This is a genomic window from Variovorax sp. UC74_104, from assembly GCF_044055375.1.
Lineage (GTDB): Bacteria > Pseudomonadota > Gammaproteobacteria > Burkholderiales > Burkholderiaceae_C > Variovorax.
Window position 1 is genome coordinate 5,198,183 of record NZ_CP171978.1, and the last position, 21,268, is coordinate 5,219,450.

At 64.7% G+C, this 21,268-nt stretch carries 16 protein-coding genes, 7 tRNA genes and 1 pseudogene; 4 read left to right on the forward strand and 20 right to left on the reverse strand.

The genetic code is table 11. From position 1 onward, the window contains the following. Positions 1-6: 6 nt before the first annotated feature. The 3 genes and pseudogenes from ACHMXA_RS24390 (at position 7) to ACHMXA_RS24400 (ending at position 2,447) form a co-directional block, all read left to right on the forward strand. The gene (locus ACHMXA_RS24390) at positions 7-723 is read left to right on the forward strand and encodes a hypothetical protein (RefSeq protein WP_395316608.1); all 717 of its coding nucleotides are present in this window, start codon (positions 7-9) and stop codon (positions 721-723) included. 422 nt (positions 724-1,145) lie between these two features. Beyond that, positions 1,146-2,117: pseudogene (locus ACHMXA_RS24395) on the forward strand (McrC family protein); the annotation flags it as partial. A 135-nt stretch (positions 2,118-2,252) separates the two neighbouring features. Continuing rightward, the gene (locus ACHMXA_RS24400; RefSeq protein ID WP_395316609.1) at positions 2,253-2,447 is read left to right on the forward strand and encodes a DNA/RNA helicase domain-containing protein; all 195 of its coding nucleotides are present in this window, start codon (positions 2,253-2,255) and stop codon (positions 2,445-2,447) included. Positions 2,448-2,486: 39 nt separating this feature from the next. On the opposite strand, the gene ACHMXA_RS24405 is transcribed toward ACHMXA_RS24400, so the two are convergent. From ACHMXA_RS24405 to ACHMXA_RS24495, 19 genes are all read right to left on the reverse strand, one after another. Continuing rightward, complete coding sequence (locus ACHMXA_RS24405; protein WP_395316610.1) at positions 2,487-2,660, reverse strand: hypothetical protein; 174 nt, start codon at positions 2,658-2,660, stop codon at positions 2,487-2,489. A 445-nt stretch (positions 2,661-3,105) separates the two neighbouring features. Next, on the reverse strand, positions 3,106-3,816 hold the full coding sequence (locus ACHMXA_RS24410) for an SIR2 family NAD-dependent protein deacylase (protein WP_395316611.1): 711 nt from the start codon (positions 3,814-3,816) through the stop codon (positions 3,106-3,108). Positions 3,817-3,858: 42 nt separating this feature from the next. After that, positions 3,859-3,935: transfer RNA gene (locus ACHMXA_RS24415), tRNA-Asn, on the reverse strand. 28 nt (positions 3,936-3,963) lie between these two features. Continuing rightward, a tRNA-Cys gene (locus ACHMXA_RS24420) sits at positions 3,964-4,037 on the reverse strand. 138 nt (positions 4,038-4,175) lie between these two features. Continuing rightward, positions 4,176-4,251 (reverse strand) — tRNA-Asp (locus ACHMXA_RS24425). Between the two features lie 24 nt (positions 4,252-4,275). Beyond that, a tRNA-Gln gene (locus ACHMXA_RS24430) sits at positions 4,276-4,351 on the reverse strand. A 12-nt stretch (positions 4,352-4,363) separates the two neighbouring features. Then, positions 4,364-4,439: transfer RNA gene (locus tag ACHMXA_RS24435), tRNA-Trp, on the reverse strand. A gap of 25 nt (positions 4,440-4,464) precedes the next feature. After that, a tRNA-Pro gene (locus ACHMXA_RS24440) sits at positions 4,465-4,542 on the reverse strand. A gap of 6 nt (positions 4,543-4,548) precedes the next feature. Continuing rightward, positions 4,549-4,625 (reverse strand) — tRNA-Leu (locus tag ACHMXA_RS24445). A 174-nt stretch (positions 4,626-4,799) separates the two neighbouring features. Beyond that, positions 4,800-5,006: a hypothetical protein gene (locus tag ACHMXA_RS24450; RefSeq protein WP_395316612.1), complete on the reverse strand. Its 207-nt coding sequence runs from the start codon at positions 5,004-5,006 to the stop codon at positions 4,800-4,802. A gap of 226 nt (positions 5,007-5,232) precedes the next feature. After that, positions 5,233-5,559: a hypothetical protein gene (locus tag ACHMXA_RS24455; RefSeq protein ID WP_395316613.1), complete on the reverse strand. Its 327-nt coding sequence runs from the start codon at positions 5,557-5,559 to the stop codon at positions 5,233-5,235. An 8-nt stretch (positions 5,560-5,567) separates the two neighbouring features. Then, the gene (locus tag ACHMXA_RS24460; protein WP_395316614.1) at positions 5,568-5,906 is read right to left on the reverse strand and encodes a hypothetical protein; all 339 of its coding nucleotides are present in this window, start codon (positions 5,904-5,906) and stop codon (positions 5,568-5,570) included. After that, positions 5,903-6,367 (reverse strand): hypothetical protein, encoded by a 465-nt coding sequence (locus tag ACHMXA_RS24465; protein WP_395316615.1) that lies wholly within the window; start codon positions 6,365-6,367, stop codon positions 5,903-5,905. The genes ACHMXA_RS24460 and ACHMXA_RS24465 overlap by 4 nt, the downstream gene beginning before the upstream one ends. 270 nt (positions 6,368-6,637) lie before the next feature. Further along, positions 6,638-7,138 (reverse strand): hypothetical protein, encoded by a 501-nt coding sequence (locus tag ACHMXA_RS24470; protein WP_395316616.1) that lies wholly within the window; start codon positions 7,136-7,138, stop codon positions 6,638-6,640. Then, entirely contained in the window at positions 7,135-11,658 is a 4,524-nt protein-coding gene (locus ACHMXA_RS24475) for an RHS repeat-associated core domain-containing protein (RefSeq protein WP_395316617.1), read from the reverse strand. The genes ACHMXA_RS24470 and ACHMXA_RS24475 overlap by 4 nt, the downstream gene beginning before the upstream one ends. Before the next feature lie 6 nt (positions 11,659-11,664). Further along, the gene (locus tag ACHMXA_RS24480; RefSeq protein WP_395316618.1) at positions 11,665-12,108 is read right to left on the reverse strand and encodes a DcrB-related protein; all 444 of its coding nucleotides are present in this window, start codon (positions 12,106-12,108) and stop codon (positions 11,665-11,667) included. Positions 12,109-12,143: 35 nt separating this feature from the next. Next, positions 12,144-12,590 (reverse strand): hypothetical protein, encoded by a 447-nt coding sequence (locus ACHMXA_RS24485; protein WP_395316619.1) that lies wholly within the window; start codon positions 12,588-12,590, stop codon positions 12,144-12,146. Positions 12,591-12,593: 3 nt separating this feature from the next. Beyond that, positions 12,594-15,767, reverse strand: coding sequence for a type VI secretion system Vgr family protein (locus ACHMXA_RS24490; RefSeq protein WP_395316620.1), 3,174 nt, complete (start codon positions 15,765-15,767; stop codon positions 12,594-12,596). Positions 15,768-15,842: 75 nt separating this feature from the next. Beyond that, complete coding sequence (locus ACHMXA_RS24495) at positions 15,843-16,325, reverse strand: type VI secretion system tube protein Hcp (protein WP_097198611.1); 483 nt, start codon at positions 16,323-16,325, stop codon at positions 15,843-15,845. A 292-nt stretch (positions 16,326-16,617) separates the two neighbouring features. Here ACHMXA_RS24495 and ACHMXA_RS24500 point away from each other — a divergent pair, with 292 nt between their 5' ends. Further along, entirely contained in the window at positions 16,618-17,571 is a 954-nt protein-coding gene (locus tag ACHMXA_RS24500; RefSeq protein ID WP_176667263.1) for a phosphate acetyltransferase, read from the forward strand. Positions 17,572-17,580: 9 nt separating this feature from the next. Here the strand turns inward: ACHMXA_RS24500 and ACHMXA_RS24505 are convergent, their stop codons facing one another. Further along, entirely contained in the window at positions 17,581-21,189 is a 3,609-nt protein-coding gene (locus tag ACHMXA_RS24505; protein ID WP_395316621.1) for an indolepyruvate ferredoxin oxidoreductase family protein, read from the reverse strand. Positions 21,190-21,268: the final 79 nt, after the last annotated feature.

Sequence of the window (21,268 nt, forward strand, 5' to 3'; positions counted from 1 at the left end):
GCAGCCATGAACTATGACAACCCGGCAGCCCGCTTGCTCGCCCTTCTCCAAAATGGAAAGAGGCTAGAACGATCAACCACATGCCGGACAGCGTGGACAGAAATACTTGATAGCAACGGCAGCGAGGCGTTGCTAATGTCACGGCTCGGAAAAGTAATGGAGTTACCTCAAGCAGCTGTGACCGCGCTACAGGAGCTTTACCCGACCGAGGACGCCACGTGGGCGCACTGGCAGAACCAAATAGTTACTGCATTTGCATCACAGCAGCTTCACGGACCATGGCAAACATTCATCGATCACATTGATGATCACACCATCACTTACCTGAAATTGTCGGCCACCCTTTTGCAGCAGAGGACGACAACTAAGATGGTTGCGGGTGAAGATCTTCGAGCGATCCGCGAGGAACTCGAAAAAATCGTCGGTGACGTCCTTGATTCGGATCAGCCCGCCGAAATCAAAAAGTATCTCGGGAGACACCTGCGAAAAATTATCGTTTCAATCGACGAGTACCGTCTCACTGGTGCACTGCCGCTCCTTGATTCGCTGGAGAGTACGCTTGGTCACGCGGCCCTGGACAAGCAGTATGCGAGCTTCCTTACGGATCATGAGATCGGTAGACGGGTTCTCGACAATCTCTATGCGATGGCGAATGTCATCACTGTCGCAGTTGGCCTGACACAAATCTCACAGGCCGCAGCACTCCTCCTCGGAACACGCTGACCGCGCCCCCTTTCGTGTTTTGTGGTAGTTTCGGTGGTAGTTGCAATCCGCTATCGCGCTGGCACCCCTTACGAATCAATCACTTGGTGGCCTCGACAGGATGCCTTCAGGCATCTCTCCGGCACCAAAATTAAAAGCCCGCTATCCAAAAGATAGCGGGCTTTTTTTGGTCTGCGTGGGCAGTCGTACAGGGCTTCTCTTGCAAGTTCGCCAGTTCGACGTGCCCTGCCTCACTATGAGGCCCCCACAGTAATGCACCGCGCCAGCCCCCGCCGCTCAAGAGGAATGCCTTCTCCTCCGCCAAGGACACCCGCTTCAGTGGGCAACGCGGTGCGCTCGTACGCCCGCGCAACTCCAATCCAGTTTTTCGTAGGCATCATCCGCGCGGTCCTTGAGGCGCTCACTCGAACAATTGCAAGCGTTTATCGGCGGCGCGCATGCCGCTGCTGGAGGTGTTCATTGCAGAGTTTTTGCGCGCGATCGAACACGTTGTTAAGCACGGTCTGCGCGGTGACTATTCCGGCAGGCAAGACAACCTCTTCGCGCTGAGAGGCAAGCTGCTGATGGCGTCACACTTGCGGCAGAACCTATTTCGGGCGGACCGTTTCTTCACCGAACACGACGAGTTTTCGGTCGATCGACCCGAAAACCGTCTGATGCACGCCGCATTGCGGCGCGTCCTGACATTGACTAGGTCACAGGACAACCAGCAACTGGCGCGCGAACTAGAGTTCGTGTTCGCGGATGTTCCAGTGTCAACACAACCCCGAGCTGACTTTCAACGTGCGCGCTTGGATCGGGGAATGGGACACTACGAGGATGCGTTGGCTTGGTGCCGGCTCATCCTCGAAGAGAGGTCGCCGTTGACGGGCACGGGCGGGCACAGTGCGCCGTCGTTGCTGTTTCCGATGGAGGCAGTGTTCGAGGCCTTCGTTGCCAAGCATCTGGCAAGACAGCTGGCCTGGCCGCTGGTCCTCAAGACTCAGGCCCGCAATCACCACCTGGTTCGCCATTGCAAGCAGAACTGGTTTCGGCTGAAACCGGATCTTTTGATTCGTGACGCCGGTCGCGACAAGTTGGTGCTGGACACCAAGTGGAAGCTGTTGGATGGCCTGAAAGCAAATGGCACGGACAAGTACGGCTTGTCGCAAGCTGACTTTTACCAACTACAGGCCTACGGTCAGAGTTACCTGGATGGCGTGGGCGACGTCGTGTTGATCTATCCAAAGACTGACGCGTTCGCCCAGCCACTGCCAGTGTTCGAGTTCCCCAAGACGGGTGGCTTGCGGCTCTGGGTATTGCCGTTCTGCCTGAAGTCGCGGCGGCTTTCTGTTCCAGACGAGGCGCCAGTCAAGACGATGATGCTGAGCGATGCGGAAGAGTTCGTGGCTTGACGGTCACGTCAGGCGGTCTTGTGCGCCTACAAACTCCAGGGGTTTTGACGAACGATCTCGAAACGAGCGCTTCAGTTTCTCGGTGCTCAAATTTATGGGATAGATCTCGACGTACATTCGTCGACCTGCCGCGACGTGGCTACAAGACTCGATTCAAGGCCAATCCCAAAAAGCGCCGCTGCAGAGGCGGATCTCATCATCAAGAACACCTACCGCACGTCGATGACGCGTGGCATGAAAGGGTGTTACGTCTACTGCAGCGACGAAGAGACCGCGAGCTACTTTCGCAACCGGCTGTCACTAGGTGTGCTCGCTGCGGTCCAGCCATGATGATCAGCGGCGGGCGGCAACGCCTGCCGGCTGACGGCATCAGGCTTGTTGCTGATCCATCGCATTGAGCCTCTTCAGAAGCTCCTGGACAAGCCGGGCAATGTCGTCCGCTAGATCGGAGGCGAGCCACATCAGGTTGTCTCGATGCCGTTCCCCGATTTCCTGGAACCATTCACTCCAGTCCCCATGGCAGCAACTCAGCAGAGATTGCATTTGGGTCAACTTGTTCTCAAGAACGTCTAACGAGTCCGGCCTCCCGGCGGTGTCGTCAGATGAGGGCGAGTCTTGCCCGGCGATAATTCGATCAGCCACTTGATGTGCTCCTTCCAAGGTATTGCACGTTGATTGGTCAGACGGCCATGGTGTTAGCGCACCTTGGCCGTCGCCTTTTGTGCCTCACATCGACATCGCTACGGTGTGCATCGATGTCCCGCCGTGAGGCGCGGCGGTCGTTCAAATGTATGGGAGAACCGTGCTGGCGGACGGCTCCATGCAGTGAACAAATTGGGGATCGCGCCGACTTTGCGCACATGACCACGATCGTTGCGGCGTTCGCGCTCCGTCCTTGATCTGCCCGGCATTGCCCATTTCCCGCCAAACGCAAAAAGGCCCGCCATCGAAACGATGACGGGCCTTTGATTGCAGGCGTCCAAATGAACTACGAGCCCGCTTCGCTCAACCACCTGGCAGCCAGCGCAGGCACCATGTCCGTCGCCCTGCCCTGCAGGAAGGTGAAGCCACGCGGCACCTCTTCGATGTCGAGCGCGACAAGCACCTTCTCGGCGTCGCGGTCCGCGTACCGCACGAGCAACGCCGCCGGATAGACCGTGAGCGAGGTGCCCACCACCAACACGCGCGCAGCAGTCGCCACGTGCTCCTCTGCTTCCTCGAAGTGCTGCACCGCCTCGCCGAACCACACGATGTCGGGCCGCAGTTGGGTGCCGTCTTCGCAGAGTTGCCCCATGGCAATGGGATTGCCATCGATGCGATAGCGCTTCGGCTCGGGCTCCGAGGTGCCCCGCGCGTAGGCGAGTTGCCCGTGCAGGTGCACCACGTTGCGCGACCCGGCACGCTCGTGCAGCGCATCGACGTTCTGCGTGACGATCACGACTTCATATGCCGCCTCGAGCGATGCGATGGCAGCGTGCGCGGCATTCGGCTGCGCCTGCCACGCCTTCTCGCGCCGCTCGTTGTAGAAGGCCAGCACCGCCTCCGGGTGCCGCTGCCAGCCTTCGGGGCTGGCAAGTTCCTGCCACGAGTAGCTGTTCCACAGGCCCTTGGCATCGCGGAACGTGGGCAGACCGCTCTCGGCGCTCACGCCGGAGCCTGAGAGCACGACGATCTTGTTCGGTTGGACCTTGGGCTTCATGCTTCGGGGCTCCTTCTGCGTTGCTGTCGTTGAATTGTTGGGTGGCTCCCCGAACACGGATCGAACGTGTGACCTGCGCATTAACAGTGCGCCGCATCTACCAGCTGAGCTACCGGGGAAAAGTGGGTTGAAGGATATTGATATGGATGGAGGCGCGACCCGGAGTCGAACCGGGCTGGGCGGATTTGCAATCCGCTGCACTGCCGCTTTGCTATCGCGCCGAGATCGAGCTTGCTGATGGCGTTGGTGGTGGATCGTCTTCGAGTCGAACGAAGTATTCCCGAAGGAGACGGGGTTACGGCCCGCTGCAGTCGCCAGTGCTGCTCACGATCCATCGAAAGGAAAAGTCGATCGATGAATGGCGTTCCGCAGGGGAGTCGAACCCCTGGCTTCCTCCTGGACAGGGAGGCACTCTGGCCACTGAGTTAGCGGAACGAAAAAAGAAAAAAGAAGAAAAGCTGGCAAGCCCTCAAGGATTCGAACCTTGGATCCCGGGATCAAAACCCGGTGCCTTGGACCACTAGGCGAAGGGCCGGCAAAAATTGGTTGGCGCGCGCGGAAGGATTCGAACCTTCAACCGTTGGGTTTGGAGTCCAGTGCTCTGCCAGTTGAGCTACACACGCACAAGAAAAAAAGAAAGAGAAAAGATGGTCTGGGTGGCAGGATTTGAACCTGCAGCCTCCTGCTTCCAAGGCAGGCCGTCTACCAGATTGACACTACACCCAGAGAAATTGGTGCCCCAGGGGAGACTCGAACTCCCAGAATTCCGCTTCTAAGGCGGACACGTCTACCAGTTGCGTCACCGGGGCTGAAAAGAAAACGTTTATGGCTGCTGCGAATTTTTAAGGAGCACTCACAAGGTTCGAACCTTGTGCGGGCAGCACGATCGCTGCTCGTGAACGAATGGCATGAAAACGAAGAGGCCCGGAACCTCGCGGTGTTCGGGCCTCTTCTGTTCGAGAGAGAGCTTGGGAAGTCTGCGCCTATGCGCGTCCTCCACCCGGTTGCACCTGATCCTGGTAATCGCACGGCCACAGATCGGCCTGCGGGTTGGACATCGGATACGGGAGCTGATTGAGTTGCTGCTGCAGCAGCGGCTGCAGGCCGAGGCCATCGTGCGAAGCGACGCGCACGAACACGTTGCCGGATGCGGGGCAAGTGCTGTAGATGCGGATCGTTGCGGCTTTCACGTTGGGTCCTGTTGGCGTTGAGTGGGATGGACTGTAAATAGTCTTTACACAATCGTCAACTGCTTGGGCAAACTTTTTTCAAGCACCGTTGCAGCAAGCGGCGGACAACGACGCCTTCAATGCGACGACGGGTGCCGCGTAGCCCTGCGCACTGTCTGTGCGCTTCAACAGGGCGTCCGCAATCAATGACGGCAGTGCAGGGGTCGTGCGCTCACGGAGTCGAATGTCAGTCGCAGAACGCTGCGAGCCCCATGCCCTGTGCCTTCGCCTGGGTCAAGATCGCATGCATCGACTTGAAGGCCGCAATCCGCGCGTGTTGAGCGCCAGCTTCAGGGGCGTTGGCGGTGAATACCTCGAGCATGGTCATGACCTGCTCGACGCTCAACAGCGAATCGTCGAAGTATTCGAGGTTTACGCCCTTCTGGGCACATCTGTCCAAGAGGGCTCCAATTGCGCGATGCGCATCCAGATCGACAGAGCCCGCATGCTCAAGGCCACGCGGGTCTTTCGGCAAGTGGCTGCAGGTCGACTCGACGAAGTAGAGGTCCAGCATTCGGCACTCTATCGGGGCATCCGTTTCGCCAGTTCGGCGCAGGTCAGGCCCAGGCCATCGGCGTGCGTTGCCAACGGCACGCCAAGCTTGTTTTCCAGGCCCTCGAGCCACTGGAGGAAGCCGACGGTGTGCACTTCGTCGGCCTCGGTCATCTCGAAAATTCCGTTGCTCGCATGCCATCGCTGGACGAGCTCGATGAGCGAGATGAACGACGCCAGATCCGTCGCGATGTCGGTGGTGTCCAGCGCGCGTATGTCGCGGATCAGGCCCAGCTCTTCCTGCAGTGGTATCACGGTCGGCTGCGCCGTCCAGTACGCCAACAGTTTGCTGAGCGCCGTCGTGGTCATGGCACCACTGCGTACTTGAGATCCTTGTGCTTGACCTTGATTACCGAGTTCGTGAAGACGATCTCGTGACTAAGAAAGCCGTCCTCGAGCACCAGCATTTCATCGATGAGCCAATCGCCGTGGGACCGGTCGCCAGCGGGCCAATCGCTCTTGGTTTTCTCGACCGCATATGACTGCACGTCGCGATAGTGCAGCGTGATGCGATTCCCATGCGCTCCGGCCAGTTGCATCTCGATGTCATTCGCCCGGAAGTCGCCGTCCTCGAACTCTCGTACGAGCAACTGCTCCAGCTTGGCATCGTGCGGGCATCGCTCGTCCCGATGCTCATAGTGCCACGCTGCACTCATGAATTCGAGAGCGTCCGTCGGCACCAGGCTGCTTACCTGCCGTACATAGGCCGGATAAGCGGAGCTGTCCATGGAGTAGCCGTCGCTGGTTTCACTGAACTTGATGATTTTCATCGTGCTTGAGCGCATCCTGCGATGGCTGATCGCTCACTTTCGGTGCAGTGCATTTTCACGGGGCGTAGCTGCTGGATTGCTTCGTCGGCCAGTTGGTTTTCGTCAGCACCAGCACGTCATGTGCACAGCACCTCGCTCAAGGTAGGGCATCAGGCCTAGCTGCCTCGCCATGGTTTGCTTCAACCTCCCACGTCGAATGCGTTCAGACGATAGCTTGGCGTCAGGACTGCGAGCGGTTGTAGAAGCGCGGCAGGCCGGTGCGCGTGAGTTTCAAACAATTTCCGCGAAAAGACATTCAAAAACATTTGCTGGCAGATCGTCCATCTGCGTAACGCAACCAGCTGCAGGCAAGAAAAAATACCGGTGTTCCACTTCCTTGAAGCCGCGTTCTGATAACAAGTTTTTCGCGATGTCTAGGGATGCCGAAACCGATTTCGGTAGTCTCTCCTGCGCGATGGGGTGATTGACTCCCCCCCGATCCGTCATGCCCCACTTTCTGTCGAAACAATAAATCGCGAACAAAGGCGATTTCGACGATATGTAGAACCTGACATCGAATTCATAAGCCTTGGCCAGCGCCTCATCCTTGCCGACCAGCTTGCAGCTCAGCGATTGAGCCGCGTTGTAATTCATATCATCGTCCAGTAGCAGATTCGTTCTCAAGGCAATTTCCAGCGGCTCTTTCAACGCAAGAACCGAGCGAGCGTAAGCATCCGCGTAGTTGACCGGCTTTGCCAATGCTTCGGAAATGAATCCCGGCAGTTCGTTCATTTGGGATATTGAGTAACGACGTCGGCGGGATTGTAGACATTCGGGTTCAACGCAGGATTGCCCTCCACAATGACCTGGCCGCCCCTGACGGGCGCCCCCGCCTGGTTGGTTCCGATAGTTCTTCCAATGTCGTCTACCGAATATTTCCAACGCCCGGAAGATTGCTGTTCCGCTCGCACATTCGGATGGCTGAAGACTTCGTCGGCAAATTTCCCACCGCCTTCGCCCTGGCCAAATCTGCTCTTGTTGGGCGTGGTCGTACCGTAGGCATGCCCGCCCTTGTTGGCGCCGTGCCAGCCGGCCTCGTGTGCATAAGACTCATAGGTGTAATTCGGCCGTGGAGGCGCCTTGGCGAACTTCCCCTGCGAATCGATCCATTGACCTCGGCTGTTTTTTCTTGCCGCAGGACCGCAAGCCCAGCCCAACGGATCGACCCATGATATGGCGTTGGGGGCGTACTGATGAAGGTTGGTCCCGCCACGCAACCCGATCGGGTCGGGACTGATGAACCGCCCGATGTCTGGGTCATAGAACCTGAAGGTGTTGTAGTGCAACCCCGTGTCCCGATCCAGGTACTGGCCCTGGAAGCGCAGATTCTGCGTGAAGGTTTCGGGGGTGTCCTCGACAGCGCTCAGGGGACGCCCGTTCAGTGAGGCGACCTCCCAGTGCTCTGCAACCGTCGCACCCCAGGTACGATAGCTTGCGCGCCAGCACAGGCTTCCGCTGTTGTTGCTCAGCTCCTCGGGCAGGCCTGCAGGTCCGTTGTGAAAGTGAAAGACCTGCGCGACCGGAGCGTCGTGGTGAGCGGGCTCGGCCCTGGCATCCAACCGTGCCACCGGCACATAGCTCCCAGCCTCATACACATAGCTCACCACCTGAGCCCCCCTGCGCTCCTCGATCAGCCGCATCCCCTCCCAGACAAACCGCGTACTGTCGAACGCATCGTGCTTCGCCACGCGCCGCCCCATCGCGTCGTAGTCGAAGCGTGTGACCTGCGTGGTGGCTTCGGGCGTGCCCGGGCGCCGCGTGGTGTGCACGGCCACGAGGCGGCTTTCGTCGTCCCATTCGAAGCGCTGGTCGGTGTGTCTGCCCGACAGCTTGCGCACCAGCCGCCCGTGGCCGTCGTAGCTGTAGCGCTTGTCCTCGAACACGCGCACGAGGTTGTCGCGCACATAGCCGGGCGCGGTTGACGCATCAAGCAGGTTGCCTGCTGGGTCGTAGGCAAAGCGCTCGCTGTTAGCGGCAGCCGCGCTGCGCACGCTCTCTTCGACGCGGCCGGTGGCGTCGTATCTGTGCCCCGTCGTGCCCTGCAGCGAATGCCGGCTCTGCCGCAGTTCGCCCACGGGGTCGTAGCTGTATTCCTTCATCAGCCCGTCGAGCAGGCGAGCCCCGGGGCTGCCCGCGGCGTCGAAGGCCTGGCGCCAGCTCGGGTCTTGCGTGGTGAATGCCGCATCCAGTCCGCCGGGCCTGCACCACGATGCGGCGCGCCGGCCCAGCGGGTCCAGCGCGAATCGGGTGTGCAGCGCGCCCTGGCTGCGCGCCACTTCGCGGTGCAGGTCGTCGCGCTCGATGTCGCTGATCAGCTGGTGCACCACGGGCGCATCGCCATGCTGGTGCGACAGATTGACCTGGTGCAGGTGTCCGGATCCGTAGTACAGGTAGTTCAACGCACGCTGCGCACCCGGCTGCGAAGCGATGGCCGGCAGAACTGTCTGCGTGCGGTTGCCGAGTTCGTCGTGCGCGTGGCGCAGGGTGTGGGTCTCGCCGGTGAGCTCGTCGATGGCCGTCTCCTCGACGAGCCGCCCGAGCTTGTCGTAGACGAACACGGTGCGATGCAGCGCGCGCGGCTCGCCGCCCGTGCCGGGTTGCGGCGCTTCCAGCTTCGTTGCTTCGGTCAGGCGATCCAGCTGGTCGTAGCTGTAGCGATAGCGGTGGCTCCCGGTGCGCTTCTCGACGAGGCGGCCCACGGCGTCGCGCTGCAGTTCGGTGCGCAGGGGGCCGGCCGGGCGATGCGGCTCGGCGCCGTCGTGCAGCGCGAGGTCGTCGTCGCCGATGCCCGGTACATGGGTGATGCACACCGGCCAGCCGTTGGCGTCGTATTCCACCTGCACGCGCGTGCCGCCCACGCGGCGCTCTTCCACCACGCGGTCGGCGGCGTCCCGCACGAACTCGAAGTGCAGGCCGTTCTCGTTGACGAGCGCCTGCAGGCGCTGGGCGCTGTCGTAGTGCCAGGCGATGCGGCGTCCCTCGGCGTCCTGCCGCACCAGCGGCTGGCCGCGCAGGCCGAGCGCGAAATGCGTGCTGCGGCTCAGCGCATCGGTGGCGGCGACGATACGGCCGGCCGCATCGCGGCGGAACGACTGGTGACTCTGGTCGGGCTGCGACACCGACACCAGGCGCCCCATGGCGTCGTGCGTCAATCGCGTGCGCTGGCCCATGGCGTCGGTCACGGTCTGCAGGTGGCCCCAGCCGTCGTAGGTGTAGCGCGTGGTCTTGCCGGAGCAATCGGTCAGCGAAACCAGCTGCGCGCATTCGTTCCACGTCATGCGGTTGGTGCCGCCCTTGCCGTCGGTCACCACGATCGGCAGACCCCTCCTGTCATAGGCGTACTCGGTGGTGTGGCCCAGCGGGTCGGTCTCGCGCACCAGGTTGCCCTGGTCGTTGTAGGCGTAGGTCCAGGTGCTGCCGTCCGCGAGGGTCTGGCGCCAGGGCTCGCCGAACTCGGTCCAGCCGGTGCTCTGCGTGCGGCCCAGCGCATCGGTGCGGCTGGCCATGAAGCCCATGGGATCGTAGGTGCAGCGCGTGGTGGCGCCGCCGGGCTCGGTGATAGCGACGAGCTGGCGCAGCTCGTTGTATTGCGCATGCCATTGACGACCCGCCGCGTCGATGTAGTCGGTGACCTGATGGTCGGCATTCCAGTGCCAGGCGTACTCGCGGCCGAGCTGGTCGACGACCAGTGTTTCGCCCAGTGCCAGCGCGTCATCGGCAGCAGGCGGCATGCGTCGGACGGTGTAGCTCTCGCCGTCGTTGGTCCAGTGGCGGACCACGTGAGCTTCGCCGCCCTGGCCGCGCCACTCGTAGCGGCACTCCAGCCCTGCGGCGTCGGCATGGAAGTTCATGAGGCCTCGGGCGTCGTAGCCGAATCGGCGCACCACCACGCCGTTGCGGTCGGTCACGTCGAGCAGCCGGCCTTCGGCGTCGTGCCTGTAAGCCACCAGCAGGCGCGGCAGCTCGCCGGGGGCGCCGGCGGCCAGGCGCACTGCGCCCAGCCGGTGGCTCTCGCCCGCGTACTCGAGCGCCAGCAGCCGTCCGGTGCTGTCGGTCAGCTCGACCAGGCGGCCCAGCGCGTCGTGGCGCAGGTCGATGAAGTTGCCGCTGCGGTCTTCCAGCCGCGCGAGCTTCAGCGTCCGGGCGCGCGGCTCACCATCGGCTGGCGGCTCGAACAGGAAGAACAGTCCGCCCGGCACGTGGATGAAGTAGTGGCCGCCTTCGGTGCGGCACAGGTCGAGCCCGTCGCGCAGGCTGTACTGCCGCGTGCCGGGCTCGATGTCGGACAGCACCATCGGCCTGCCCTGCTCGTCGATGAGCGTGACGATCGGCTGGCCTTCGTCGTCGCTGCCCAGCCGCAGTTCCATCGAATAAGGCAGGTTCCAGCCCTGCCCCAGCGGGCCGTCGCGGCGCAGGTCGTGGCTGCTGTAGAAGCGCTGCCATGCGATGGGCAGCGGCCCCGGCAGGCTGAAGTCGAGCTCGCTCTCGCCGCCCAGGAACTTGCCGCCCGTGGCCGCATGCACCGGATTGCCGAAGGAGCTGACCATGCCATGGATACCCATGCCAAGCCCCACCGCTCCTTCGATCAGACAAGGCAGCGCGTTCTTGCCCTGCCGTGCGAGCTTGGGCAGGCAGCGCAGGCCGCGGTAGATCATGACCACGTTGAAGATGGTCACCAGCACCTTGGAGATGAGCGGCACCTCGTCGGCCACATCGCGCACGCGCGCCGTCGGGCCGCCGATGAAGACGGTGGGCGCCCCGTCGCTCACCTTGGCGCCGCACTCGGTGTGGTCGTCCTTGCGCGAGGCCACGCCCATGTTGATGAATACGGTCTCCGCGCCCTCGGCAAGAAGAATCTGCGGCGAGTCGTTCTTGCAGCTCACCGTGTCCATGGGAGCGTCGGGCGAGGCGCGCGCGGCGCCCAGGGCCTTGCCGCCGATGAACACGTCCGACGATCCGCTGGTGATCATCCCGGTCACGGTGAGCGTCTCGGGCACCAGCGCATCGGCGATCGACTCGCCCAGGCTCGCGCCGACGTAGCCGCCGGCCATGCGCGCGCCCACGACCACCGCGCCCGCGACCAGCGGTCCGGCGAGCCCGCCGGTGCCGACCACGGCTGCTGCCGCCACACCCACCGCGAAGCCTACGGCGATGCCGCCGATCAGTCCGCCCGCGAACTTGGCCCAGAAGCGCGCGTGCGCGTTGGTGTGGGCGATGGGGTCGTGCAGGCGTGCAGCTGGTTGGCCGGCCATGGCGCCTCAGGCCCTCGGCTGGAAGCTCTCGAGCACGCGCCGCCACAGCGCGATCGCCTCGGCGTCGAAGGGCACGGGGCTGCTGGCCGTGAGGATCAGCACGCTCCTGCCGCCAGGGCCCTGCGGCAGCAGGAACACGGCCTGGCGTTGATGCAGCGCCTGGCCGTTCTGCTTGAACTGCGTCACGAGCTCGATGGCATGCAGGCTCGCGATGGCCGGGCCCACGGCGATGTCGGTGCGCGACACCTCCTTGAGCTGGCTCACCTGGCGCGTCAGGTCGTTCATCTGCCGCGTGACGAACTGCGGCAGGGTTTCCTGCGCCCGCAGCGCGTCGCGGCTCACGATGAGCGTGGTGCCCGAGCCGTCGGGCATCGCGAGGATGTTCATCGAGCGGTCGATGCGGCCGTCTTCGGGGATGTCGAACTGGCCTTCCTGGATGTGGTACTTCATCGGGCTGCTTTCTTGCAGTGTTCCATGCCGGTGTTCTATGCGGGATCGAAGGCCACGAAGGCCAGGCAGTCCGGGTTGCGCTCGGTGAAGCCGAAAGACAGCCGGCCCCAGTCGGGCGTTGCCGTGAAAGTGGTCGCCTCGTCGAGCGAACGGCCGCGCGGCACGTCGGTGATCTCGAGCGCGGCGTAGTGCTGGCGCACTTCGCCCAGCGGCACGCAGCGCCCTTTCAGCTCCAGCACCAGAAAGCCCTGGCTTACGTCTTCACGCTTGATGCGCAGGTCGATGCGCGCCAACTCGGCGCCATCCGCAAGGCGCAGCGGCGTGCCTTCGAATAACTGGAACACGTTGCCGCCAGCGGCATGCGTGTCGGCCAGGGTGGTCGACAACGTGCGGCCCACGTTCTGCGTGGAGAACGGCAACTGCGCAGCCAGCGTCTCGATGGCCTGCCAGAGCGTGAGGGTCGTCGTAGCTTGTTGATTCATGGTTCAGTGCTTGCCGGCATATTTCTTGTCATAGCCTTTGCCGTAGTACTGCGTGTACTGCTCGCCGGTGGTCGATGTGGTGAGCGTGCCGTAGTACTTGCCGGCCGCGGCCCTCGCAGCCTCGCGGGTGCCCCCCTTCGCCCAGATGTTGTAGGCATCGTTGAAGGCTTCCACGTTCGCGGGGTCGGCCCCCTTGAGGATGTCGACCTTGGCCGCGCGCCAGACCTCGCGCCGCACCTGGATCTGGTTCAGCGCAGCCTCGCCCTCGGAACCGAGCATGCCGTTGACGTACGCGGTCTTCGAGGAAATATCGGGCTTGAAGCTGTACGAATACATCGCGTGCCCGACCTCGTGCGACAGCGACGCGGCGGTCTTGTACGGGTCTTTCTGATAGGCACCGTCGATCACGATCTTCTTGATGCCCGAATTGGTATTGGCATAGGTGCCCCCGCCCGCAGGCCCGTAGCTGATGGACCACTTGTCGCCCTGCAGGAACTTGAGCTGCCGCTGCAACGTGGGTGACCGCGCTGCAATCGCATCGACGCCCTTGCCGAGGCCGGTGGTCACATAGCCCGGCGGCGATGCCGCGGGCAGGGCATGCTCCGAGGCTTGCGCAGACGTGGCGGCGGCGGCGGGCGCCACTGGCACGTCCTCCTCCGCCACGGCTTCTTCAGCCTGGCTGCCGATGGGCGCATCGCAGTTCAGGAAGATCTTCCCGCCCCGCTGGTCGAGGTTCTCCGTGAAGTTCACCAGCCCCTTCACTCCGTTGATCTTCACCGTGCCATCGGCCAGCAGCACGATCGACGACTTGCCGCAGATCAGCGAGATGCTGGTCTTCGCGGTGACGAACACGTCCTGCTCCGCCGCCTGGACGACCACCGACTTCTGGCCGGTGAGGTTCGCGTTGGCTGCGGTGGAGGTGACGGAGGCGTCGGTCTTCGACACCAGGTTGATCGCGCCCGCACTGGCGTGCGAGACGATGTCGCCGTCGGACACCACGTTGATCTGCCCGCCCTCGCTCACCTGCGTGAGCATGCCCTTGGCGGCGAGCTGCGTGAGCTGGGCGCCGGTGGTCATGGTCAGCGCCGAGACGGAGCGCATCGACACGCTCTGCCCCGAGCTCACCACGATGGGCCGGGGGCTGATCATCGTCTGGCCCTCGGGGCTCACGATGGAGACCACGGGCTTGTCGATCTTTCGCGAGAGGTCGAGCATCTGCTGCGCGTCGGCCATGGCCGGATCGGGGTCGTCCGACACGCCGGCCTCGGGAGATCCGCCGGCCGCCAGCGCGGCAACGGCCTGCGACATGCCTCCGAGCGACTGCACGCCCTGCACCAGACCCGAGAGCGTCTGGTTCTTGCCCTGGGCCATGGCGCTCACGAGCGATTTGGTGGCGGCCACGGCCTGGCCAGCCGCCTGCATGAGCGCATTGCTCTGCGCGAGCGTGGCGCCCATCTGCTCGTGGCCGTCGGGGTTGTCGCGCGAGGTCTTCTGCGCGAAGTCCTGCGTATAGGTGGTCAGCAGCAGGCCCTTGTCGGCGCGGATGGAGCCCCACTCGTTGGTGCGCAGCTCGAAGCCGTAGCTGCGCTGCACGCCCGAGCCCTGGTTCATCAGGTAGCCCATGTGCAGGTGGGTGTTGCCGTGGTCGGTCGACAGTTCGATGTGCTCGGTGCCGCGGCTGTCCTCGAAGCGCAGCATGTGCTTGCCGCCGCCGCCCTTGCTCCAGTGGGTCTGGAAGCCGGTCTGGGTCTTGTGGCGCGGCAGCTCCCACGGCGGCATCTGCGCGGCGTTGTAGACGCAGCCGGTGACGATCGGATGGTCGGGGTCGCCGTTGAGGAAATCGACGATCACCTCCTGGCCGATGCGCGGGATGTGCATCGCGCCGTAGCTGCTGCCGGCCCAGGTCTGCGAGACGCGGATCCAGCACGAGGAGTTCTCGTCGCGCTTGCCGTATCGGTCCCAGTGGAACTGCACCTTGATGCGGCCGTACTGGTCGGTGTGGATCTCCTCGCCCGCAGGGCCGACCACCACCGCGGTCTGCGGCCCGGTGGTGCGCGGCTTCGGCGTGACGCGTGCGGGGCGGTACGGCGCGCTGTCGGGCAGCACCTCGAAGCTCTGGCGATAGCTCGTGCTGCTGGTCGACTCGCTGTAGGCCGCGTCCGGCGCGCCGACCACGCGCAGCGCGTTCTCCTGGAAGTCGTAGGTCACGGCCTCGATCAGGTAGCGGCGGTTCTCCTGCGCGTTGGGGTGGCGCGCCAGCTCGAACAGGTAGCCGGGCGCCATGTGGCGCAGGTTGCCCTCGGCGCTCACCAGCTCGCGGCGCCCAGCGAGCTGCTCCAGCCGCAGGCGCGCGTAGTTCTCGCCGTCGGCCAGTTCGGTGTAGCCGCCGGGCCAGTCGTAGATCTCGAAGCTGTCGCGGCTGTGGCCGGCCGGCTGCTGGCGCACGGTGTCTATCTCGGCGTTCGGCTTCCTGAAGTCGTAGTCGTCGGCCGCGAAGTTGCCCGATGCGATGTCCTCCGAATGGCTCCAGCTGTCGATGAAGTCCTGCTCGAGGATCTGCGCGGCGAGCACGCCCGCGTGATAGGGCACCCTCGCCGGACCGGCGGGCAGGTCGGTGTGCGAGTCGGAGCCGTCGCACAGCACCAGCTGATGGCTGCCTTGCGCATGCGAGAAGAAGTAGTAGATGCCCTCCTGCTCCATGAGCCGGCTGACGAAGTTGAAGTCGCTCTCCGAGTACTGCACGCAGTAGTCCCAGGTGCGGTAGCTGCCGCTCAGCCGCGCGTCGATGGCGAAGCCGTAGGGCGCGAGCACCTCCTGCAGGATCTGCGGGGCGGTCTTGAACTGGAATATCCTGAAATCGGAGCGGCGGGTGGCGTACCACAGCCAGGGGCGCAGCGTGGCCTCGTAGACGCACATGTCGCCGTCGTCCTTGCCGATGTAGGCGAAGCGCGTGACCTGGCCGCTCAGGAAGCGGCTGCCGGCGCCGCCGAGTTCGGTGGCGAGGTTCACCTCGATGCTCATGTCCTCGCCCAGCATGCTGCGAGGCTGGATGTTGGGCATGTCGCTGATGAGCCGCACGCGGTGCTCGAACAGCGTGGAAATGCGCTCCTGTCCCGTCATCGAGCGGAACTTCAGGCGCTCGCCCAGCGCGCTGTGGGCGATGAAACTGCGGGTCATTCCTGGAAAGCTCCCTGGTCAATGCAAGCCCGGCGCGTGCCGCGCAAGCGGCAACCCGCGCCGGGCAAAGGGAGTTCAGGCCTCCTTGTTTTCCTTGATGTTCCAGCCCAGCACCGTCTCGGCGCCCTTGCCGCCCTTGTCGGTCTGTTCCCAGTACTGCTGCTTCACCTTGGCGGCCTGGAATGCGTACTGCACGAACACGGCGTCGGAGCCCTGTTCTGCCGTGTACTGCACCGAGGTCACCAGCACCTCTTCGAGCGTGACGCGCGTGTATTCGATCTGCGAGCCGCCGGCCTTGCACACCGACACTTCCACCTTGCTCAGGTGCTTGCCGCTCGCACAGTTCTTCAGCACCGAGGGTGCCGCCTTGTCGATGCGCGCCAGAACCTGCAGGTCGTTGAAGCTGGCCTTGCCAACGCCACCGCCACCGCCGCTGACCATGTTGCCGGGCTGCGTGGCGCCCCATGCGAACGACTTGATGTCCGTCCACTCCTTGTGGTTCGAATCCTTCGATTCGCCGTTCGCGCCTTCGACGCGCATGAACATGTCTACTGCCATGAGATCAACTCCCTCGAAAATTGCGTGCCCGCCGGGGGCACATTGGAACCAGCCGCTCTCCTGCTGGAGGACGGCAACGAATCACGGTCAGGCGGTGCCGACGCTGGTGACACAGCGGTGGCGGCCTTTTTCTGAAGCACAACGCTTCAGCGCACGCACCTTAATCGAGGGGTTCGTGCGCAACCAGTGCCGAACGGCATGCGTAAAAAGAACTACCAGAGCCGGCGTTTGGCTCCCGGAATCACATCCTGTACTGTTGCAGGCGCACCGTCCCATTCATCCAGGAGCCCGCATGGCGTCTTCCACACCCGCTGCCCACCCGCACTACGACCGCCTGATCGCCGCCGCACGCGGCCTGCCCTCGCTGCGGGTCGCGGTGGTACACCCTGCCAACGCGGCGTCGCTGGAAGCTGCGCTGGCATCGGCATCGCTGGGCCTGATCGTGCCGACGCTCGTGGGCCCGCGCGCGAAGATCGAGGCGGCCGCGCAAGAGGCCGGCATCGATCTCTCCAGGATCGCGATCGTCGATGCGCCCCACAGCCACGCCGCGGCCGACGCGGCCGTGGCCATGGCGCTGCGCGGCGAGGTCGATGCGCTGATGAAGGGCAGCCTGCACACCGACGAGCTCATGGGTGCCGTCGTGCGCCGCGAAGGCGGGCTGCGCACCTCGCGGCGCATCAGCCATTGCTTCGTGATGGACATCCCGGGCCACGCGCAGCCGCTGATCATTTCCGACGCGGCGATCAACATCGCGCCCACGCTCGAGGAGAAGGCCGACATCGTGCAGAACGCGATCGATCTTGCGCACGCGCTGCACATGCCGGCGGTGCGCGTCGCCATTCTTTCCGCGACGGAGACGGTCAACGCCAAGGTGCCTTCCACGCTCGACGCCGCAGTGCTTTGCAAGATGGCCGATCGCGGCCAGATCACCGGCGCGGTGCTCGACGGCCCGCTCGCGATGGACAACGCCATCGACGCCGAGGCCGCGCGCATCAAGGGCATCGTCTCGCCGGTGGCGGGGCGCGCCAACGTGCTCATCGTGCCCGACCTCGACGCGGGCAACATGCTCGCGAAGAGCCTGACCTTCCTTGGCGGCGCCTATGCGGCGGGCATCGTGCTGGGCACGAAGGTGCCGGTGATTCTCACGAGCCGGGCCGATTCAGAACCGGCGCGGCTCGCCTCGTGCGCCGTCGCCTCCATGCTCGCGAAGGCGGGGCGCGACAAGCTCATCAAGGCGGTGGGCTGAGCCCGGCGCTCAGCGCGCGCCGGCCACGATCGCGATTCCCCTGATCTGCCCCGCCGAGGGCGCCCGCTCCGGCTTCGGATAGCGCGCGGGCGCGAAGCGGTGCAGCAGCTCGGCCTCCTGCATCTTCGCGGCCTCGAAGTTCGCGAGCTTGACGTGGCCGAAGCCGCGAATCGACAGCGGCAGCGCCGCGATGCGCGCAGCCGTCGCCTGGTTGCCCGCCGAGAGTTCGCCCGCCATCGCTTCGAGCAGGCCGTCGAAGTGCGAGATCAGCTCGCGCTCCATGCGCCGCTCCGCGGTGCGTCCGAAGATGTCGAACGCCGTGCCGCGCAGCCGCTTGCCATGCGCCAGCCAGCGCATCGCAGGCAGCATCCAGCTTCCGATGCGGATCTTGGCGGGCGCCTTGCCGTGCGCGGCGCGCGAGAGCACCGGCGGGGCCATGTGGAATTCGAGCTTCAGGTCGCCTTCGAACTGCTCGTTGAGCTTCTGCAGGAAGGCGCCGTCGGTGTAGAGCCGCGCCACTTCGTATTCGTCCTTGTAGCTCATGAGCTTCAGCAGGCTGCGCGCCGCATTGCGCGTGAAGGGCAGGCTCGCATCGCCGCCCTGCAGTGCAGCCTCGCGCTCGCGAAGGCTGCGGATGCGCGCCTCGAAGCGGTCCGCCCATGCGGCGTTCTGGTAGCCCGTGAGGTGCCGGCGCGCCTCGGCGATCAGCACGTCGAGCGGTCGCTCGTCGAGGGAAGCAGCCTGCGCATCGGCGGGCGCCGCGCGCAGCGCGTCCAGTGCCTCGGGGCTGCCGGCCGCGAGCCGCCCCAGCGAGAAGGCCGACTGGTTGGCGGCCACCGCCACGCCGTTGAGCTCGATGGCATGCATCAGCGCCTCCAGGCTCAGCGGCACCAGCCCGCGCTGCCATGCATAGCCGGCCGCGACGATGTTGGCGGCCAGCGTGTCGCCGAGGAACTCCTCGGCCAGGCTCTGCGCGTCGAAGGTCTCGACCTGTTCCTCGCCGGCCACGAAGCGCATCTTCTCCAGCAGCAGGTCGACGTGCAGGTCCGCATCGGGGTTGCGCAGCGACTCGGCCACCGGAATCTCGTGCACGTTGGCGAGCACGCGGGTGCGGCCGTGCCGCACGGTCTGCAGCGCGTCGGCCGATGCGCCCACCACCACGTCGCAGGCGAGGATGGCGTCGGCCTGCTGCGTGTCGATGCGCACTTGGTGCAGACGATCGCGCGAATCGGCCAGCCGCACGAAGCTCAGCACCGAGCCGCCCTTCTGCGCGAAGCCCATGAAGTCGAGCACGCTCGCGGCCTTGCCTTCGAGGTGCGCGGCCATCGCGATCACCGCGCCCACGGTCACCACGCCGGTGCCGCCCACGCCTGTCACGAGCAGGTCGTACGGGCCGGTCCATGCGTGTTCGGCCGGATACGGCAGCGCGGCAACGCGGTGCAGGAAGGCATCGCGCCCGCCGGCAAGCGCCCCGCTCTTGCGGCGCAGCTTGCCGCCCGTCACGCCCACGAAGCTGGGGCAGAAGCCCTTGGCGCAGGAGTAGTCCTTGTTGCAGCTGGTCTGGTCGATCTTGCGCTTGCGGCCCATCGGCGTCTCGTGCGGCAGCACGGCCACGCAGTTGCTCTGCACGGTGCAGTCGCCGCAGCCTTCGCACACGGCCTCGTTGATGAACAGGCGCTTGGGCGGATCGGCAAGTTCGCCCTTCTTGCGGCGGCGGCGCTTCTCGGCGGCGCAGGTCTGTTCGTAGATGAGCACCGTCACGCCCGCCATCTCGCGCAGCCGGCGCTGCACGTCGTCGAGCGCGGCACGGTCGTGGAACTCGGTGCCGTTCGGAAAGCGGTCCTTGATGGCGTCGTACTTGCCGATAGCGTCGCTCACCACCACCACCTTGCTCACGCCTTCCGATTCCACCTGCCGCGCGATGGCGTCCACGCTGATGACGCCGTCGACCGGCTGCCCGCCGGTCATCGCGACCGCATCGTTGAAAAGAATCTTGTAGGTGAGCGTGGCCTTGGCCGCCACGGCCTGGCGGATCGCGAGGTAGCCCGAGTGGTAGTAGGTGCCGTCGCCCAGGTTCTGGAAGACGTGCGGCGTCTTCGTGAACATGGCGTGCGAGATCCAGTCCACGCCCTCGCCGCCCATCTGGATGAGGCCCGCGGTGCTGCGGTCCATCCAGTTCGCCATGAAGTGGCAGCCGATGCCGGCGCGCGCGGTCGAGCCCTCGGGCACCTTGGTGCTGGTGTTGTGCGGGCAGCCGGCGCAGAAGTACGGCAGGCGCTTGACCGCGTCGCTCGCGTTGGCCAGCAGCTCGGGCGGCGTGAAGTCGCGCACGTGCTGCAGGTGATCGCCCAGGTCGTGGTTCTCGGGGAAGTGAACGGCCAGCCAGTGCGCGACCAGCTCGATGAGCCGCGAGGGCCGCAGCTCGCCCAGCGCCGACACCAGCGGCTGGCCGTCGCGGTCGTGCTTGCCCACGAGCACGGGGCGCGCTTCGGGCGGCGCGTTGTAGAAGATGTCGCGCAGCTGCGTCTCCACCACCGCGCCCTTCTCCTCGACGATGAGGATCTCTTCCAGCCCCTGCGCGAAGGCCTTGATGCGCGTCTGCTCGACCGGGAAGCTCAGGCCGATCTTGTAGAGCCGCACGCCAGCGCGGGCCAGCTGCTCGGGCGAAAGCTCGAGCCGGCGCAGCACTTCCATCAAATCGTGGTGCGCCTTGCCGCAGGTGACGATGCCGACCTTCGCGTGCTCGCTGACGATCACGTGGCGGTCGATGCTATTGCGCCTGGTGAATGCGGCTACCGCCGCGAGCTTGTCTTCCAGGCGCGACTCGATGCGCAGCGAAGGCAGGTCGGGCCAGCGGTAATGCAGGCCGTCGGGCGGCGGGCGGTGGCCGGTGGCGGCGCTCACCGCGTCGGCGTCTTCCCAGGCCTCGACGCGGGCGTTGATCGCGTCCAGATCCACGGTGCCCGCGCTCTCCACCACTTCGGAGAGTGCCGCCATGCCGACCCACGCGCCCGAATAGCGCGAGAGCTCGTAGCCGTACAGGCCGAACTCCAGGTACTCGGCCACGCTGGAGGGCTGCAGGATGGGCATGCGCCAGGCCATGAAGGCGTGGTCGCTCTGGTGCGGCATCGACGACGACACGCAGCCGTGGTCGTCACCCGCCACCACCAGCACGCCGCCGTGCGGCGAGGAGCCGTACGCATTGCCGTGCTTGAGCGCGTCGCCCGCGCGGTCGACCCCAGGGCCCTTGCCGTACCACATGGCGAAGACACCATCGACGGTGCGCTCCGGGTCGGACTCCACGCGCTGCGTGCCCAGCACCTGCGTGGCCGCGAGCTCCTCGTTGACGGCCGGCACGAAGCGGATGCCCGTCTGCTTGAAGCGCTCGCCGGCCTTCCAGATCGCCTGGTCGACCATGCCCAGCGGCGAGCCGCGGTAGCCGCTGACGAAGCCCTGGGTGTGCAGGCCGCGCTGCGCATCGCGCCGGCCCTGCATCACGAGCACGCGGATCAGCGCCTGCGTGCCGGTCAGGAAAACCGAGCCGGACTCGGCCCAGATGTTGTCGGAGAGTTGGTAGCCGGGCCGTCTGATCGCGGTGGCATCGAGTGGGGCATTCATGCCCGGGATTGTTCTGCCGCGGCGCAGGTAAGTGCTTCTTCAATGCACTAGCGCAGACCCTCGTTTCGAGAAGAATCCA

What these genes read in the sequence shown, in the direction of transcription:
- ACHMXA_RS24390 (WP_395316608.1), top strand. Translation starts at nt 7, where the DNA reads ATGAACTATGACAACCCGGCAGCCCGCTTGCTCGCCCTTCTCCAAAAT.
- ACHMXA_RS24405 (WP_395316610.1), bottom strand. Translation starts at nt 2,660, where the DNA reads ATGCAATCTCTGCTGAGTTGCTGCCATGGGGACTGGAGTGAATGGTTC.
- ACHMXA_RS24410 (WP_395316611.1), bottom strand. Translation starts at nt 3,816, where the DNA reads ATGAAGCCCAAGGTCCAACCGAACAAGATCGTCGTGCTCTCAGGCTCC.
- ACHMXA_RS24455 (WP_395316613.1), bottom strand. Translation starts at nt 5,559, where the DNA reads ATGCTGGACCTCTACTTCGTCGAGTCGACCTGCAGCCACTTGCCGAAA.
- ACHMXA_RS24460 (WP_395316614.1), bottom strand. Translation starts at nt 5,906, where the DNA reads ATGACCACGACGGCGCTCAGCAAACTGTTGGCGTACTGGACGGCGCAG.
- ACHMXA_RS24465 (WP_395316615.1), bottom strand. Translation starts at nt 6,367, where the DNA reads ATGAAAATCATCAAGTTCAGTGAAACCAGCGACGGCTACTCCATGGAC.
- ACHMXA_RS24470 (WP_395316616.1), bottom strand. Translation starts at nt 7,138, where the DNA reads ATGAACGAACTGCCGGGATTCATTTCCGAAGCATTGGCAAAGCCGGTC.
- ACHMXA_RS24475 (WP_395316617.1), bottom strand. Translation starts at nt 11,658, where the DNA reads ATGGCCGGCCAACCAGCTGCACGCCTGCACGACCCCATCGCCCACACC.
- ACHMXA_RS24480 (WP_395316618.1), bottom strand. Translation starts at nt 12,108, where the DNA reads ATGAAGTACCACATCCAGGAAGGCCAGTTCGACATCCCCGAAGACGGC.
- ACHMXA_RS24485 (WP_395316619.1), bottom strand. Translation starts at nt 12,590, where the DNA reads ATGAATCAACAAGCTACGACGACCCTCACGCTCTGGCAGGCCATCGAG.
- ACHMXA_RS24490 (WP_395316620.1), bottom strand. Translation starts at nt 15,767, where the DNA reads ATGACCCGCAGTTTCATCGCCCACAGCGCGCTGGGCGAGCGCCTGAAG.
- ACHMXA_RS24495 (WP_097198611.1), bottom strand. Translation starts at nt 16,325, where the DNA reads ATGGCAGTAGACATGTTCATGCGCGTCGAAGGCGCGAACGGCGAATCG.
- ACHMXA_RS24500 (WP_176667263.1), top strand. Translation starts at nt 16,618, where the DNA reads ATGGCGTCTTCCACACCCGCTGCCCACCCGCACTACGACCGCCTGATC.
- ACHMXA_RS24505 (WP_395316621.1), bottom strand. Translation starts at nt 21,189, where the DNA reads ATGAATGCCCCACTCGATGCCACCGCGATCAGACGGCCCGGCTACCAA.